Origin of the sequence: Winogradskyella sp. SYSU M77433, from assembly GCF_029911945.1 — a bacterium.
Taxonomy (GTDB): Bacteria; Bacteroidota; Bacteroidia; order Flavobacteriales; family Flavobacteriaceae; genus Winogradskyella.
In genome coordinates this window covers 240,954-257,183 of record NZ_JARYTG010000001.1, presented here as the reverse complement: position 1 = coordinate 257,183, position 16,230 = coordinate 240,954, and the positions used below count along the sequence as shown (strand labels likewise).

Here is a 16,230-nt window from a genome sequence, read left to right as displayed (position 1 = left end):
AATTCAACTATTCTCTTGTTGGATTTATTCAAGACATTTTGCCTGTCGTTCAGAGTGATGAATAGTGAAAATGTATATTATCCCTAATTGAAAAGTGATTTATTAACTATTAAAACATTTAAAATGGCAGTTTACAGACTTCTTGGAAATGCTATTGTCTCAAATGCTGAATTTCAGGAAAAGGCAGTGTTAGGACAAATTGCAACATTCTCAAACCAACTAAAAACAGATGCTAATTCTGCGTCAGTGGAGTTCAAGAACGGAAAATTAGAATCAAACAATTTTGTTCAATCTATTTTACAACCAAATGGTGAGATTACCCCTTTTCAACCTATCGGTGGTGGTAAACCCTTAACGATTCAAATACGACATCTTTATACTGGAAAGTATCCTAAGAAAAGTATTTTTGACAAAACCAAAGACATGCTTGTTACATCAGCTATGAAAAGCATAGCTACATTTGATGCCGCACCAAGAGCGATAAACTTTCTAACAAATGATGTAAGAGAAAAACATGGGATGTCCAACCCAGCAGCTACTGATAAAGGTACGCCTCTAATTCATTATTCCCCAGCATTGACTGAAACTAATACAATTTTAACATTAGAAATAGGTTTTGATGAATTTCCAAATCAAGCATTTGATGTCGTTAGTTCAGCATTATCCCAAGCAGCTGGAATACCACTATTTATGTCGGCGAGTACCCATTTATTGGCTGCAAGCTCAATTTTGAAGGTTGCTGGTAATATAGGAAGTAGGGTATTTGACAAATCACCAGTCTTTAAAGCTACTGAATCTTTAGCGTTTGCTACTCCAGGGGAATCAATTCCTGTAGCTGATTTCAGACTTATCGTAGAAGATAGTGTAGATATAAATAGAGAATTTGGAAAATACAGTCTATCGACAGATGGATTAGTAGATACTAGTGGCAACAAGTACGACGGAGATATACCATATGTCATCATAAGTTTAGATGGTGCGAAAAACGACAATTACAATGAGTTCATACCAACTGCGGCTTCGGCAGTTGTTCTTGAAAAGTTTTACAATATTAGAGAAGGACAAGGACAAACATTAGATCCGTTGATAGACGCAATTAAGGTTTATAATGATTATAAGTTTAGAAGAAAAGCAGATAGCTTAAAAGAGGATATGGATAAAATTGAAGACAAAGAATCAGACCAATACCTTGAGGCTAAAGAAGAATACGATGCATTAATTGAAAATATACTTTCAGATGTGCTAAAGCCAAAAAATGAGTAATACAAACAATAATAAAAACATTTAAAAACTAGCCTTCAGTGGTTTTTAGAGATCATTAATTCAGGTAATGATAAGAGTAAAATATGAGCAAGAAAGATATGTTGCTTTATGTAATTGGAATTGGAGTATTTTTTTATGTTAGTTTAATACTATCAAATACTCAAAATAGTCTTAGAGAAAATATTACAATTAACAGAAAATTAATCAATGAGATTCCTCAGTTAGAACAAACAGTCATTCGATATGATTATATGTCTAAGGTATTATTGTCAAACTCTACCAGAAAAAATATTGCATTTTTAATAGGTACTATGATGAGTATTTTAGGAACAATATTGATAATAAGCAAAATTGAAAGTTCGGTAAATTCCAGTGTTGATACTTTTGAAAAAGCTAAATTTCAAATTACGACTACATCCCCAGGGGTATTTGTTGTTTTTTTAGGTGGTATAATTGTGATAACAACAATTTTAAAAAGCGATAAATATGAGTTTTCAGATAGCCCATTAACTACAACTGAATATGAAACTAAAAAAACAAGTGATTTAAATAATGATTTAGATATTGATTCATTAAAAGTAAAAGATTTTTTAAAATTTAATTAAAGCATGAAAAAAAGAGGTCTAATAATTCTATTTTTATTTGTTGTTTTTTTATTTTCTTTTAAAAATTATAATGACGACGAAATAAAAATAACGGGTAATACATTGTTGATGAAGGTTAAATTGTTAGATGGTGGAGAATGTCTCAATTTAGAAAAAGCTAAAATTTTTTTATTAGCTTACCAAGAACTTCATAAAAATCATAAATCAATATTGCATGATAATTCAGAAGCATTGAAACTTATTGAGAATAAATTAAATAGAAATAATTGTAGGCCAAATGCCCTCAGTATACCCTCAGGTTATTCTCTTACAAGGAAAGTTACTGTCGGTGGAAATGGTATTGGAAATACCAAAGGAAAGGAAATACCTTCTTATTTACTTGCAACATATTATATGAGCAACAATGCGCGTGAAAGTTTTTTAAGTAATTTGCCAAGTGAATTAAAGAATGAGTATTTTAAATTAAAAAATGAATTTCATGTTAATAATCAAAAACTTGAAAAGAAGATTATCGAAGAATCAAATCTCATAAAAAGTTTAGATAATCAAAATTATGTCAATTGGTACTTTCAAAATAATAACGAAATATTTAAAAAGTTAGATATACAAAGAACAGAAGAGTTGAAATTTGATTTAAAATTGAAAACTCAGCAATTTCAAAATTAATAAAAATCTTATTTCATTCATTTGAATTTCAAAACTGGGTAATTTTCTGATTTTTTTCTGTACGGTAGAAATCTACTTAGACTCTATGTAATAACCTAGATAAAGAGCTTATTTTTATTTTCAGTAACTTTTTTTCTATAGATTCTATATCGATAATATTCTTCAATAGAAAGATTATTTTTATACTTAATAAAAATTCGTTTTTATTTTGCTTTTTGTCCGAAAATATTTAATAATCGGACAGTTATGATTGGAAAGGATAGACATGTATAAAACTGTCATGACGTTGCATGGTAAAGGCGGGCAACGGAAATACCTTAATCAAGAGGAACGATTAATATTTCTAGAAATTTCAAAAAAGAAACCGATTGATGTCAAGATTTTCAGTCAATTATTGTTTTATACGGGTGCCAGAATTGCTGAAATACACAACTTGCATATTTTCAGTATAGATTTTTCAAATAAAACGGTTATACTTGAAACCCTGAAACGGAGAAAAAAAGGTGTCTTTCGGGAAATCCCTTTGCCTTTATCACTTTTGAACATACTTGAAACTTATATTGAAGGCTTACTTAAGAGATTTCCTAATAATCAGTCCTTGTTTCTATTTTCTTTACGCACTGCTTCTAGGCATATAAAGCATATAATGATTGAAGCTAAAATCTCTGGGGCTAAAAGCTCGTCAAGAGGTTTGAGACACGGTTTTGCAGTTCATGCCGTTTCACATGCACCTTTGACAATGGTTAGAAAATGGCTAGGTCATTCCTCTCTTGAAACAACGGCTATATATCTTGATGTAGTTGGTAAAGAAGAGAGAGAAATTGCTGAAAAACTCTGGCTTAAGTAGTAAATTGTTATACATTTTATGGTATAAAATATATAGTGCGAGCATCAACAAACGGATGATAACTATCTTCGGCTAAAATCAAATCATCAAGAATTTTTAAACCAAGATAACCAGATCCTTTCACTAACCTTTTTTTAAATTGATGTTAGATTGATTTGGTTTTTGTATTGCAAGAGGGATGATTGTGTCCAAGAATGATAGAACAAGCCCTAGCTTTCAGAGTAGAGGTAAAGACCAGTTTTGCATCGATCAAAGTACCCGACCATCTCCCTTGGGATATTGGAACATTTCCCATACAGGTATTGTTACGATTAAGGCTCAGTATCTTAAACCCTTCATATAAATTGATGGTCAAATCATTCCAGTTGTCACGAAAGAGTTTTTCAGGATCTTTGAAACAAGATACTTTTGGACAGTCAGAGACTTTGAACTTGCGTTTATAAGTTATGGTAATTTCACTAATATTAGTTTTGAATTTTTCTGTCATCGAAAAATGGCACAAAAAATAAATATGAGATAATACGCACTAAATTAAAATAAAAATTCTAAATTTAATATTCTCCCTATAGTTAATTAATAGTTTATTGCAACACATTAGGTGTGCGATCATGATATTTTTTATTTTAAAACTATTAAGTAATGGAAGAAATCAATGGTATTATTCTACCTCTTCAATTTAGAAATTATTTTTTACAACAAACAATAAACGAAATACATAAATACTTTAGCTCTGAAAACACCTTAGCAGAAAATTTAAAACGTCCTTACCGCCTAGTAATAATATCAATATGTCTCCTGCTATTTAATTGTGGTTCCTCCGCTAAATTAACTGAAAGGGGTTTTAAAAAACTTGAAAAAGAGGAATATCCAAAGGCAAATGAGCTATTCAGAAAAGCACTTGAAAAAAATAGGAACAATTCAAATGCTTACTATGGACTTGGCAAATTGGCTTATGAAAAAAAAGAATACATAGATGCAATTTCATTATTTGATGAGGCAATAAATCAAGGTAATGAAAAAGCCATTAAAGACCGTGGTTTTAGTTACTATTCAATTGCTTTGAAAGAATATTCCAACAGTCATTTTAAAAAATCGCTTATTAGCATTAATAAATCTTTGGATGATTTCCCAAGTTTAGAAATTGCTTTAGAACTAAGAGCAAAAATATTATTGGAAAACATTAAAATTGACTTAACAGATAATCTTCCCCAAAAAGTAATTAGTAATTATAGCTTACTTGTCGAACAAAATGATAAATTTTTAATACCTATTCATGAGGAAATAAAAAACCTTGAACCTAGAGTTAGGCTACTCGTTGCAGAATACAACTTATCAAAAAGTAAAGACGCTCTAGCATTAAAAGATATAGATATTGTAATAAGCTCAAATACGGTTTACATGAATAAATACCGTAAAGACGCTCTTCGCTTAAAAAGCGACGTTTATAATTTTAGAGCTACGAGAGAATATGATCGAGAGAACTTCAGTTTAGCTTTGGAGAACATTAATAAGGCAATTTCATATTCTTCTAGCAAAAATCTATTATATAACAGAGGATTAATAAATAAAGAACTTGCGAATATCCAATTCAAAAAGAATAATCTTCGAGAAGCATTAAAGCTGATTAATTCATCTTTAGATGAAGGAAGAAGTAGCCATAAAAGAAGATATTATGAGTTGAGAGCACAAATTTTCTTTGCAATGGCAGTGGCAGAAACAACAGATATTAATAAACAAATAGAATTGTGTGAGTTAGCCTTAAAAGACGACGAATACAATAGTGAAATACAAGCATATATATATAATCTTTATTTATCTCGAGTAGCAGATTTAATTGATGCTAAGAAATATGAGAAAGCTAAGGACATCTTTAAAAAGGCAGTAACAATTGATGACTCACACATATCAACTTATGAGTTGTTCCAAACTAGCTTAAATGAAAATAAGGAAGAGATTTTTATTGATTCCGCCATAGCCGAAATATATGCCATAAATTTAAGATATAAAGATGCCATAAACTTACTTTCAAGACATGAATCAATAGCGTACTTATATAGACCAAGATTTTATTTTGATTTAGCTAGATATTATGCTTTAAATAATGAAACATACAGCGTACATAAAATTTTATCAGAGTACTTCGTTAAATCCAGTCTTCATAATTACTATTTATTCTTTAGGGAAAAAGCTTTAACAGACCCTAGTTTTATTTCGTTAAAAAATGATAATCAATTTCACAAGTGGCTGAATGGCATTAATAGAGTAAAACTAACTGTGAATAATATTTTAAATATCCCTCGACGAGATAGTTGGAGTGAAAGTGATTCTTATTTGCAAGTTTCTCAAAATAAAAGACTCTTATTAACAACCCCCAAGGCTCAAGACAAAGCTAATGTCTATTGGCCGGAGGATCTCTTTCATGTAGTATTTGACTATGATTATGATGAACCATTAGTGTTTTTATTAACGGATTCTGATTGGGATACCGATCAAGTAATAAGGTTTGAAGATTATTTTAATATTCATCCAAGTAACTATGATGTGATCTTAAATGAAAAAACAGATACAAAAATAAATATTGATTTTGAAGACTGTAGTTCTTGTCCATATGAATACTCAACTCACACTGAATTACCACCCAAAAGCTCGTTTTGGTCGTCTTTTGAAGATTCACGAATACGAAGACGAAATATAGAGTCAATAAATACAGTCTATAATCCAGAGATAAGAGAAAAATATGGTAAAGTAAATCAAAGCTACTATTTCATATCAGGAATATCATCTTCATTGGCTCCATGTTTTGGGAGCTATGCAGTAGCAATATCAAAAAAAGGTTTTGTCACCAAACAAATATTTTACTGGCTTATTCAATCAGTCAATGATATTGACTACCAAAAATTTTCATTTGAAGCCTTTTTAGAATATATGCTGAACAAAGTTGGAAACAATTTTCTTATCAATGCAAATAACTTCAGAATTTTCTGTGACTGTGCTTATAATAGTATTAAAAGTTAATTACAGCATCCAAAGCTTCATCAGTTTCCTTGTGCATAAAATTTTGCTGATAGTTCACTGTAGTCATAATAGAGGAGTGGCGATATAATTTTTGCAACATTTGTATTGGAATTTTATGACCCGATAGATTGCCAAAAGTATGTCTGGCAATATGCATTGATAACTTTTTATCAATACCTAATTTACTCGCAACCCTCTCTAACCGTCTATTGATGCTTCTTGTGATTGTATTTTTTCTCGTGGCTAATTTCTTTGGATTTTTAATGTCGGATTCCTGTAAAAATGGAAAAATTAAATCACTCTTTTCTTTTGTCGTTATATAGATGTTTAATATAGCTTTTGCTTTTTCTGGTATGGATAAAGAAACAAGCTTTTCATTTTTATCCATTCGATAATGAAGCCGACCATCCCTAAAGTCAGATTTTCTGAGTTTTATAACATCCCCGACACGAATGCCAGCAAAGTAAAAACTCAAAAGCCAAATATGAACTGCGACTTGTTGGGGAGGAGTGAGGTTTTGGGCCTCCTCCAAAAGTTTAACTTCTTCTTTGTTCAGTCCTATTTTTTCACTCTCAGGAAGCTTAATTTGTACTTTATCCTTGCCGAAAGGATAGGGTTTAGAGTCAATATCAAATTCCTTAATCGCTAGGTTGTAAATAGTCCTAATCAATATAAGGTAGTTAATAGCAGTTCTGGTTGAAACATTTCTCTCGTATAAAAGATGATTTTGAAACTTTTTTAATAGGGTAACATCCAGTTCGGAAAAGGGTAGATGGCTAGTTCCTAGAAAATCTTGAAAAATACCTAGTCTTCCTTCTTCGGTTTTCAGTTGCCCAATCTTATTTCTTTTTCTTATCGCTGATAAGTGAATTTTTGAAACCTCAAAAAAATCCATTTTGTCTTTTCCGACTATCTTTTTCTTAATGCTGTTTGAGGAAGCGGAATTTTGATTTGTTTGGGCATCAAGAGCTACACTATGCGCTTCACTTAACTTCTTCAAAAGATAGTTGTTTAACCTCTTTGAGTTTGGATGTGATTTTTTAGCCAATCCCTCTTTGGAATTCCAATCACTTTCTTTGATATATTCACCTGTAAAGATAAATCTTGATTTACGATTTTGGGTAATGCGAAGGGCTATGGGAAAAGTCCCCTCTTTTTTCTTATAACTCTTTCTGAGTACTATCTTTACAGTTGCCATATTTGCTATGATTTTACTAATATAAAGATATGAATTTTATGTACAACATATGTACAACAAATGATGTTTTTATATGTTAAATTTTGAATTTAAGAAGTTGTGTGATTTTTATAAAATACTGTATGTCATTATTTTTAAATCCATTTGAATTCATTTAAGACCATATGTCATAGAACTCATAACCCGAAGGTCACTGGTTCGAGTCCAGTTCCCGCTACTAAGCGTAAATCGCACCAAAACCAACGGTTTAGTTCACTCTAAACCGTTTTTTTATGCTTTATATTCATGAATTGGTTACCTTAGAGTGTCAAAATGAACACGATTTAGAACACAATTTGGAACACAAACCGAAATTTACAGAACCTAGGATCTTTAATGCCAAAGGGGATTTGAATAAACGCTGGTATGTTTATTTCTCTTATCGTAATCCTAAAATTGGGAAATTACCTTATTATGATATAATGACTAACTAAATCATTTTTATATAATTTTAAAGGTATATATTTTCGGTTTAGATTAGCCTTTAGCGATAAAATATGTTAGAGTATATTCTGAATAAAGTCGAGGGTTAGTAAAACCAGCCGCAATGAAATATAGCCCTTGTTGCAAAGCGTTATTTATTTTTTAATTCGATTTTTCGTCCATCAGAATCTTGTATGATTGCTGTTTTCCCCCATTCAGTTATGTTTATTCCATTTAGGATTTTCCAGTTGGTATTTTTAATGTTATCAATTGTCGTTTCTAAATTCTCAACTTCAAATCCAAGTCTTAAAGAATTGTCAGCTTCTCTCATTGATTTAGTCAAAGGGTAAATCTCGAATACAAATCCATTATTTTCACTTGCGTAATGGAAAGGTCCATTTCCGTGTTGGTGATAATCAAATTCAAATCCGATTTCCTCATATTGAGTTTTTAAATGGTCAGGATTTTGTGTTCTGATTACAAGAAGGTTTATTTTCATTTATTATTGGATTTTTCAATGACAAAAGGGTTTATTTAATGCTTTATAACGGTTTTGGCTATGGTTTCTTGTGAGAATTTAGCGATTAACTTTGCAAGTACAAAATGACGAGGAAATTCCGCAGGAATTTCCGTTGTAAGCCTTTACCAGCAATGAACTATACACATTGTTGTAAAACGTTTTTATTAGTCAATTCCTAAATCATTTGTGAAAGAATGATGTAATTCAATTTCACTTATTGGAACTCCAGTATTATATTCAGTTATTCCGCAAATAATTCGCTCAACTTCATATTTGCTTGATATATTTTCAATGTCAATTAGTTTGTCCCTGTTTAAAGATATTGTCCAATCCACTAATTGTCTTAATGTTCCTTTTGAAACAGGTGTTGTTCGTTTAATAGTTTTAATTCCGAAAATTTTGACGTGAGAACCTAATTCTGGATTAAAATCTAACGCTACTAAATCAGGTAATTCAAGTCCAATTTCCGTTTTTAATTGACTCCACTTTTCTTTCAATTCCGATTGATTAAATAATTCCGATATTTTCATATCAGTTTTTATTTCCTTTTCGGCCGAAGTCAAATTTCTTAACCCTTTTCTGATTCTATAAAATACTATTTGAGTTAGACATTTATCTGTGGGATTTATAATAATTCTGCTGAAAACAATGTTAGCGCAATCTTGAATAGTATAAATTTTTTCGGCTTCAGAATCTTCAATTCGTATTCCAAATTTGTCCTCAATAGACATCACTAATTCGACTGAATCTAATCCCATTATCGGTTTGATTTAAATGTTTTACAACGGTCGTGGCTATGAGTAGTGCGGGCGCAAACAAGCACTTTCCTTTCGGTTGAGCACAGGGCCAAAACCTTGTTTTTCGGGTTTTTATCTTAATATTTCAAAAAGCCAAAACAAGGTTTTGGCAGTCATTGCAAAATAACGATTTCTTTCGGGTTAAGCACCTAATCCCGCATTACTTATAGCCGTTGTTGTGAGCAGTTATTATTCGTCAGTTTCTTCATCACTAAACCCAAAAGCATTATCCAATCTCTCGTGCGTAAATATATTTTTTTCGGTTCCGTTTTTTAAAACTTTTAATAGTTCAATCCCATATTTGTAAACATCTTCTAATTTTTTCTTGCTTACCGACTTTTTTAATCGACCGTGAGAAATTTGGTTACGATAATCCCTAAACTGATGATATTTATTTTTTAAGTCAGAATAATCATCTTCGGTTAATTCATTCGTTTCGAGTAGAATTCGCAATAATACGTTCAATGAATACATCATTGGCATCATTAGCTTTCTACGAATATTTATATCCCTCGTGTTTTTTGTTTCACGATATGGTTTTATTATATCAAAACCTAATTTCTCAATATCTCCAGATATTTGTAGAATCGCCATTTTCACCGAAACATCCTTTAACTTTTTGATGTGGTCTAATTCACTTTTTGATATACCTAATAGTTCCAAATTATCTTTTGAGAGATAAACTTCTAATTCTTCTCTTAATGAGGAATTATATTCATCTTTAAGAAAACGATGGAAAAAATCTTTAGTTCCAGTCAAATAGAAATAGACTGCCTCTTCATTAGGAAAACCAAATCTGTGTTGTAATGTATTTCTATCATCTACAAGTAATTCAATTATTGGTTTTTCAGGTATAGTAATTCCTAAATCTGCCAAACCTTTGAAAGAGTCCCAAATTCCAATTGTCAAATTCTGATTTTTTGTACTGTAAATTGATTTCCCTTCTACTAACAATTTGTCTTTAAGAATTAACTCTACTGAATTCGCTAAATGAAGAATTACAAACTTAAATTTTCTATCATTTTTTTCTCCATAAAGTTCGGTAGCGTGTGCTAATAATTCTATTGCACTTACATATAATGGCGATTTCATCATAATTTTACGAATGTTGGTTTTAATGTCTAGTCCTGAAATATGGCTACAGGTTAAAAATTGATTTTAAGCTGATTTTAAATATACCATATTCGGTGTTTTATAGTCTAAAGATACATGTAATCTTATTTGGTTGTATAGATTAACAGCATTTTTGGTAGCTCTTTTCGCGTGTTTCACGCTATCAAAGGTCTGGTCGAGATAAAATTCGTCTTTTAGGATGCCGTTTACACGTTCCGCAATAGCGTTTTCGTAGCAATGGTTATCTTCTGTCATACTAATTTTGATGTTGTTTTTCTTTAAAATTTGCGTGTACACATTACTACAATATTGTATTCCTCTATCTGAGTGGTGTATGAGGTTCTCTGTGCTTTTAGCTTGATATAAAGCCTTTTTAAGCGCTCTGGTACAACCGCTAAGTTCAAGGCTGTCACTAAGGTCATAACCTATAATTTTTCTAGAATACATGTCGGTTATAAGCGCTAAATAACAAAACCCTTTTACAGTTCTGATGTAGGTGATATCACTTACCCAGACTTGATTAGGTCTATTAACAATGACATCTTTGATAATGTTTTTATGTTTGTAGAACCTATGTAACGAATTGGTTGTTTTATAGCTAGGTTTCTTTCTGTTAATAAGCATATTGTGTTTTCTAAGAATGTTGAAAAGTGTGTCCCTGCCTACTTTAAGGTTAGCATTGTCAAAATCATCTTTTAGAGATATTTTGAGTTTACGCACACCTTCTCTAGGTAAGGATCTGCGTTTTTGGTTGACAATTTGAATGCTCTGTTGTTCGAGTTTTAAACGATTATCAGCTCTGATTTTATACTTATAGTAAGCATCACGTTTAAGTCCGAAAGCGTTACAAATTGTGGTTAAAGACGCAAATCCTTTAGCATTGACTTTAGTTTTATCTAACGCTCTATATTTAGCTTTTTTTTTAGTTCAGCAACCGATTTATAGCCAAGGTCTTCCGCAGCAACTTCAAGGTATGAATCTTGAATCATGGCATCTAGGTCTTTTTTTAACAAGAGTTTTTTAAGCTGTTCAATTTCTTTTTGAAGTTCTTTAATGCGTGTTATTTCATCTTTAGTTTTCACAGTTATTCTAGTGTTCATAAGGTCTTTACGATTGTACTTTTTAATCCATTCGTTGATTGTGGTTGGATTAATTCCATAAGCCTTACCTAATTGATACTTGTTTAATTTACCGGTTGTAAGTTCGTCTAAAATTTTCAGTTTAAAAGGTTCTGAATACCTTCTGATGATTTTGTCGTTTTTGTACATAATGTTTAAAATTATGTAGCCTTTATTCAGGACGGGTCATAATTGCTCACAACAACAGGATATACGCATTAACTATATCCACATTATAGGTTTACTAAGATAACAAATCTTTTAAATCATTTAATAAGCTGTTAAAAGTGAGATAAGTATATGTTTCTAAGGATTTATTATCGTAAACATTAGTATTTATTTTTACCATTCGTCGACACTTAATTTCCATTCGTCTACGTTAAACTCCGTTTAGACTAAATTCAAAAAATAATGCATTATAAATAGGTTATTTTGTGTGGAAATTTAAAATTTAATGCTTTGAAATCCCTCAATGTTTTACTTATAGAAGACGATATGATAGAAGTAATGAAGCTCAAAAGAGCTACAGATTCATTACAGTTAAATCATAAAATTACTGAAGCCAACAATGGTGAAGAAGCTTTACAATTGTTAGAGAAAAAAGACAGTCTTCCAGATATTATTCTTTTGGATTTAAATATGCCAAAAATCAATGGTATTGAGTTTTTAAAAATCTTAAAAGCCGATGACCGTTTAAAATATATTCCAACAATTATATTAACCACCTCTAATAATCAACGTGATCTTTTAGAATGTTTTAAAATCGGTATCGCAGGATATGTGTTAAAACCCTTAAAATATGAAGATTATGTTTCTAAAATTGAAAAATTATTAGCATATTGGAGTATAAATGAATTGATTACGGTATAGCGAACTCAAGATTTTAAAATAAATATTGACATAGAGTTATGTAATTATTTTTAATAATTAAGGTTTCATGTAGTCATTCAAAAGCAATATAAATAAACACATGAAAGGAATAATTTTTACTGAATTTTTAGAACTCGTAGAAGAGAAGTTTGGTTTAGCTATGGTAGATAAAATTATCACTCAATCCGAGCTACAATCTGGTGGTATCTATACTTCAGTAGGAACTTATGAGTTTTCAGAAATGCTTCAATTGCTTACGCACCTTAGTGAGAATACAGATATTTCTAAAGACGATTTATTGTTAGTGTACTCAGAGCATTTATTTAAAGCGCTTGTGCGATCGCACCCAAATCTTGTAGACCACTACAAAGACCCTATGGATTTATTGGCTTCAATAGAAAACCATATTCATGTAGAGGTTCAAAAAATTTATCCAGATGCCCAATTACCAACCTTTGAGTTAGAAGATAGAAATGACGATAAGATGGTTATGGTTTATAAATCAGATAAGGCATTGTATATGTTAGGTAAAGGTCTAATGCAAGAAACATTCAAGCTTTTCAAAACTCCTGTTGAAATTAATCTTGAAAAACTAAATGAAGCTGGTACAGAGGTACGGTTTTTTATCAATAAAGCATGATGACCTTAGATGAAACAGAAATCTTAAAAAGAGCACTAGAGCGTGAAAGAGCTTCAAGAAAAGCAGCTGAAAAAATTCTTGAAGAGAAATCTACTGAGCTTTACAACCTAACCCAAGAGTTAAAGATATCGAACACTAAGCTAGAGCAGATTGTTCAAGAACGTACTTCAGAACTAAAAGGCGTATTTGAAAACATCATTGATGCTTACGTTGTTATGGATTTGTGGGGAAATGTTCTAAAGATGAATGATGCCGCAGTCCATCTTTTGGGCTATGATAAAAGATTAGAGGATTTCAATCTCATTACATTGGCTGATGAATCAGAGGTAGATAATGTTATGGGAGCTTTCGATATTTTAATGAATCAAGGAGCAGTAACTAATTTTCAGGTTAAAATTAACACGAAATCTGGTGAACAAAAGCTAGTTCAAATCAATGCAAGTATTATTATAGGTTCAGAAAACAAGCCTATAGCAGCACAAGGTATTGTTAGAGATATTACCAAGGATAAAGAGGCTGAAGAACATCTTATACAATCAGAAAACAGATTATCTACACTCATAAGAAATTTAGATTCTGGCGTTCTTCTAGAGGATGAAAACAGAAAAATTGTATTAACTAATAACAAGTTTTGCAACTTGTTTGAGATTCCTCTACTACCAGAACAGTTAGTTGGATCTGATTGTTCAAATTCAGCAGAGCAAAGTAAAAACATGTTTCTAGATCCAGAAGGATTCGTAGAAAGAATCAATGAAATTGTTGAAAAAAGGGAATTGACTCTAGGCGATGAACTCAAAATGGTTAATGGAAAGATTCTAGAGCGAGATTATATACCTGTTTTTAGTGACTCTAAATACAAAGGTCATTTGTGGAAATATAGAGATATAACTTTAAAAAGGAGATACAGGCAGAGTATTGAAATAGAGAAAGAAAAATACAGAAGCATCATTGCCAACATGCATCTCGGTTTGGTAGAACTAGATAAAGAAGAACGCATTGTGATGGCTAATCAGAGCTATCTTAAAATGACAGGTTACTCTGAAGATGAAGTCTTAGGTAAGGTAGGTAAGGATATACTATTAGCAAAAGCTGATAGAGATATGGTGGAAGAGAGAATGAAGGAAAGAAAGAATGGATTAACCAACGCTTATGAAATTAGGATAAAAAATAAAAAAGGAGAATTAAGACACTGGCTAATAAGTGGTGCACCGAATTATAATTTTAATGGTCAAGTCACAGGTTCTATAGGTATTGTTTATGACATTACAGAAATAAAGGCACTTCATCTTCAAAAAGAAAACTTGCTCTTAAAGCTAGAAAAAAGTAATGATGAACTTCAAGAATATGCACATATTGTTTCTCATGATTTAAAATCTCCGCTACGTAGTATTGATGCTTTATTACAATGGATAAAAGAAGATAATAAGGATAAGTTGGATGAAGCGAGTATGCAAAATATTAGTCATATTGAAACAACATTAGAGAAAATGGAGCAACTGATTTCTGATGTTTTAGAATATTCTAGTGTAGGTTCAGATAATAGTAAAAATGAGTCTGTGGACACTAATGATTTAGTTAATGACTTAATAAAGATTCTGTACATCCCAGAGCATATTGAGGTAGAGGTTCATAATAAACTCCCTATAGTCACTGGTGATAAAACAAAACTGCAACAGCTGTTTCAAAACCTTATCAGTAATGCTGTAAAGTTCATTGATAAGCCTAAAGGAAAGATAGACATAAAATTAAATGTGTCTTCTGACTATTACCAGTTCTCAATTAGTGATAATGGTATAGGCATAGAAGAAAAATTTCATGAAAAAATATTTAAGATTTTTCATTCTTTAAATAAAAGTAAAGATTCAACAGGTATCGGACTTTCCATAGTGAAAAAAATTGTTGACCTTCATGATGGCAAAATTTGGCTAAACAGTAAGCCAGGAATAGGAACTACGTTTCATTTTACATTAAAAAAATAATATGAAAACATTACAATTAGTAAAAAAAGGTAATAAAAGCTGGGATTATATAACCCCAAAACAAGACTTGAAAAGACCTTTAGTATTAGTGTTCGGTAATCGTTTTGCTTTGGAAGATACCAAAATTTATGACGAAATAAAGGAGCTCTTTCCTGATGGTGAAATTATTTTTGGATCTGCATGTGCAGAAATATCTTCTGATACAGTTAATGAAAATAGTATTACCATAACGGCCATAGAGTTTGAAAAAAGCAACTTTATAGTTAAAACTAGTAATGTTTTAAATAAAGATTTAGATAGTTATAAAACAGGTGATGAGTTAATTGGTCAGTTTCCAAAAGAAGGATTAAAATATATTTTTGTGGTATCTGAAGGAAGTTTTATAAACGGAAGTCAGCTCACAAAAGGAATGAGTTCTTCAACTGGAGATAACATTATTATCACAGGTGGATTATGTGGTGACGATACCCGATTTGAAAAAACAATAGCAGGCTACAATGAAAATCCGAAGTCAGGCGAAATTGTAGCTATTGGTTTTTATGGGGATACTTTAGATATTTCTTTCTCTATTCATGGTGGTTGGACACCGTTTGGACCAGAACGAATCGTCACTAAATCTGAAGGTAACACTCTATATGAATTAGACGGAAAACCTGCACTAGATTTGTATAAATCGTATTTAGGAGATAAAGCAAAAGATCTTCCAAGTGCGGCTTTGCTTTACCCATTGAATGTAACTTCAGAAAATGAAAAACAATCTATAGTAAGGTCTATTTTAAATATTGATGAAGAAACCAATGCTGTAATTTTAGCAGGCGATATAGCAGAAAATGCTAAAGTACAACTCATGATGACCAATGTAGACAATATAGCCAACGCATCAGAGAGAGCTGCAAAACAAGCATTAGAGCTAAGAGAAACAAAACCTGAACTTGCCATGCTAATTAGCTGCATAGGTAGAAAATTGGTTTTAGACCAACGTGTTGAAGAAGAAATAGAAGAGGTCATTGAAGTGTTGGGGAAAGACACTACTATTTCAGGTTTTTATTCCTATGGAGAAATAGCTCCTTTTCATGGTGAAGTTGCATGCCAATTACATAATCAAACAATGACTATTACTTTAATTAGTGAATAAAT

The 16,230-nt window shown here is 31.2% G+C and carries 15 protein-coding genes and 1 pseudogene; 10 read left to right on the top strand and 6 right to left on the bottom strand.

Going from position 1 to position 16,230, the window contains the following annotated elements; translation table 11 throughout:
- Positions 1-123: 123 nt before the first annotated feature.
- The 5 genes from QGM60_RS01115 to QGM60_RS01095 all read left to right on the top strand — a co-directional run bounded on the left by QGM60_RS01115 (position 124) and on the right by QGM60_RS01095 (position 6,396).
- Complete coding sequence (locus QGM60_RS01115; RefSeq protein WP_281138373.1) at positions 124-1,263, top strand: hypothetical protein; 1,140 nt, start codon at positions 124-126, stop codon at positions 1,261-1,263.
- Positions 1,264-1,346: 83 nt separating this feature from the next.
- Positions 1,347-1,868 (top strand): hypothetical protein, encoded by a 522-nt coding sequence (locus QGM60_RS01110; protein ID WP_281138371.1) that lies wholly within the window; start codon positions 1,347-1,349, stop codon positions 1,866-1,868.
- 3 nt (positions 1,869-1,871) lie between these two features.
- The gene (locus QGM60_RS01105) at positions 1,872-2,534 is read left to right on the top strand and encodes a hypothetical protein (protein WP_281138370.1); all 663 of its coding nucleotides are present in this window, start codon (positions 1,872-1,874) and stop codon (positions 2,532-2,534) included.
- Between the two features lie 265 nt (positions 2,535-2,799).
- Positions 2,800-3,381 (top strand): tyrosine-type recombinase/integrase, encoded by a 582-nt coding sequence (locus QGM60_RS01100; protein ID WP_281138368.1) that lies wholly within the window; start codon positions 2,800-2,802, stop codon positions 3,379-3,381.
- A gap of 639 nt (positions 3,382-4,020) precedes the next feature.
- Positions 4,021-6,396 (top strand): tetratricopeptide repeat protein, encoded by a 2,376-nt coding sequence (locus QGM60_RS01095; protein WP_281138367.1) that lies wholly within the window; start codon positions 4,021-4,023, stop codon positions 6,394-6,396.
- Here QGM60_RS01095 and QGM60_RS01090 read toward each other — a convergent pair.
- Positions 6,386-7,594, bottom strand: a complete 1,209-nt coding sequence (locus tag QGM60_RS01090) for a site-specific integrase (RefSeq protein ID WP_281138366.1) — start codon at positions 7,592-7,594, stop codon at positions 6,386-6,388. The genes QGM60_RS01095 and QGM60_RS01090 overlap by 11 nt on opposite strands.
- A gap of 272 nt (positions 7,595-7,866) precedes the next feature.
- Here QGM60_RS01090 and QGM60_RS01085 point away from each other — a divergent pair, with 272 nt between their 5' ends.
- The gene (locus QGM60_RS01085; protein WP_281138365.1) at positions 7,867-8,067 is read left to right on the top strand and encodes a hypothetical protein; all 201 of its coding nucleotides are present in this window, start codon (positions 7,867-7,869) and stop codon (positions 8,065-8,067) included.
- Between the two features lie 140 nt (positions 8,068-8,207).
- On the opposite strand, the gene QGM60_RS01080 is transcribed toward QGM60_RS01085, so the two are convergent.
- The 5 genes and pseudogenes from QGM60_RS01080 to QGM60_RS01060 form a co-directional block, all read right to left on the bottom strand.
- A complete protein-coding gene (locus QGM60_RS01080) occupies positions 8,208-8,555 on the bottom strand; it encodes a VOC family protein (RefSeq protein ID WP_281138364.1) in 348 nt (115 codons plus the stop codon).
- Between the two features lie 185 nt (positions 8,556-8,740).
- Positions 8,741-9,334: a phosphopantetheine-binding protein gene (locus QGM60_RS18160; RefSeq protein ID WP_348634880.1), complete on the bottom strand. Its 594-nt coding sequence runs from the start codon at positions 9,332-9,334 to the stop codon at positions 8,741-8,743.
- 228 nt (positions 9,335-9,562) lie between these two features.
- Positions 9,563-10,468, bottom strand: a complete 906-nt coding sequence (locus tag QGM60_RS01070) for a hypothetical protein (RefSeq protein WP_281138363.1) — start codon at positions 10,466-10,468, stop codon at positions 9,563-9,565.
- 63 nt (positions 10,469-10,531) lie between these two features.
- Positions 10,532-11,353 (bottom strand): annotated as a pseudogene (locus QGM60_RS01065) (IS3 family transposase); the annotation flags it as partial.
- Between the two features lie 29 nt (positions 11,354-11,382).
- The gene (locus QGM60_RS01060; RefSeq protein ID WP_281138362.1) at positions 11,383-11,754 is read right to left on the bottom strand and encodes a transposase; all 372 of its coding nucleotides are present in this window, start codon (positions 11,752-11,754) and stop codon (positions 11,383-11,385) included.
- A 309-nt stretch (positions 11,755-12,063) separates the two neighbouring features.
- Here QGM60_RS01060 and QGM60_RS01055 point away from each other — a divergent pair, with 309 nt between their 5' ends.
- The 4 genes from QGM60_RS01055 to QGM60_RS01040 all read left to right on the top strand — a co-directional run bounded on the left by QGM60_RS01055 (position 12,064) and on the right by QGM60_RS01040 (position 16,228).
- Positions 12,064-12,474 carry a response regulator gene (locus QGM60_RS01055; RefSeq protein ID WP_281138361.1) on the top strand — a complete coding sequence of 137 codons (411 nt, stop codon included), beginning with the start codon at positions 12,064-12,066 and terminating at the stop codon, positions 12,472-12,474.
- A gap of 100 nt (positions 12,475-12,574) precedes the next feature.
- Positions 12,575-13,114, top strand: a complete 540-nt coding sequence (locus QGM60_RS01050) for a heme NO-binding domain-containing protein (RefSeq protein WP_281138360.1) — start codon at positions 12,575-12,577, stop codon at positions 13,112-13,114.
- On the top strand, positions 13,111-15,093 hold the full coding sequence (locus QGM60_RS01045; RefSeq protein WP_348634879.1) for a PAS domain S-box protein: 1,983 nt from the start codon (positions 13,111-13,113) through the stop codon (positions 15,091-15,093). Before QGM60_RS01050 ends, QGM60_RS01045 begins: the two co-directional genes overlap by 4 nt.
- 1 nt (position 15,094) lies before the next feature.
- Positions 15,095-16,228: an FIST N-terminal domain-containing protein gene (locus QGM60_RS01040; protein ID WP_281138359.1), complete on the top strand. Its 1,134-nt coding sequence runs from the start codon at positions 15,095-15,097 to the stop codon at positions 16,226-16,228.
- Positions 16,229-16,230: the final 2 nt, after the last annotated feature.

Bases quoted from the DNA above. Each gene is read 5' to 3' on its own strand.
- QGM60_RS01115 (WP_281138373.1), top strand. From the start codon at position 124: ATGGCAGTTTACAGACTTCTTGGAAATGCTATTGTCTCAAATGCTGAA.
- QGM60_RS01110 (WP_281138371.1), top strand. From the start codon at position 1,347: ATGAGCAAGAAAGATATGTTGCTTTATGTAATTGGAATTGGAGTATTT.
- QGM60_RS01105 (WP_281138370.1), top strand. From the start codon at position 1,872: ATGAAAAAAAGAGGTCTAATAATTCTATTTTTATTTGTTGTTTTTTTA.
- QGM60_RS01100 (WP_281138368.1), top strand. From the start codon at position 2,800: ATGTATAAAACTGTCATGACGTTGCATGGTAAAGGCGGGCAACGGAAA.
- QGM60_RS01095 (WP_281138367.1), top strand. From the start codon at position 4,021: ATGGAAGAAATCAATGGTATTATTCTACCTCTTCAATTTAGAAATTAT.
- QGM60_RS01090 (WP_281138366.1), bottom strand. From the start codon at position 7,594: ATGGCAACTGTAAAGATAGTACTCAGAAAGAGTTATAAGAAAAAAGAG.
- QGM60_RS01085 (WP_281138365.1), top strand. From the start codon at position 7,867: ATGCTTTATATTCATGAATTGGTTACCTTAGAGTGTCAAAATGAACAC.
- QGM60_RS01080 (WP_281138364.1), bottom strand. From the start codon at position 8,555: ATGAAAATAAACCTTCTTGTAATCAGAACACAAAATCCTGACCATTTA.
- QGM60_RS18160 (WP_348634880.1), bottom strand. From the start codon at position 9,334: ATGGGATTAGATTCAGTCGAATTAGTGATGTCTATTGAGGACAAATTT.
- QGM60_RS01070 (WP_281138363.1), bottom strand. From the start codon at position 10,468: ATGATGAAATCGCCATTATATGTAAGTGCAATAGAATTATTAGCACAC.
- QGM60_RS01060 (WP_281138362.1), bottom strand. From the start codon at position 11,754: ATGTACAAAAACGACAAAATCATCAGAAGGTATTCAGAACCTTTTAAA.
- QGM60_RS01050 (WP_281138360.1), top strand. From the start codon at position 12,575: ATGAAAGGAATAATTTTTACTGAATTTTTAGAACTCGTAGAAGAGAAG.
- QGM60_RS01045 (WP_348634879.1), top strand. From the start codon at position 13,111: ATGATGACCTTAGATGAAACAGAAATCTTAAAAAGAGCACTAGAGCGT.
- QGM60_RS01040 (WP_281138359.1), top strand. From the start codon at position 15,095: ATGAAAACATTACAATTAGTAAAAAAAGGTAATAAAAGCTGGGATTAT.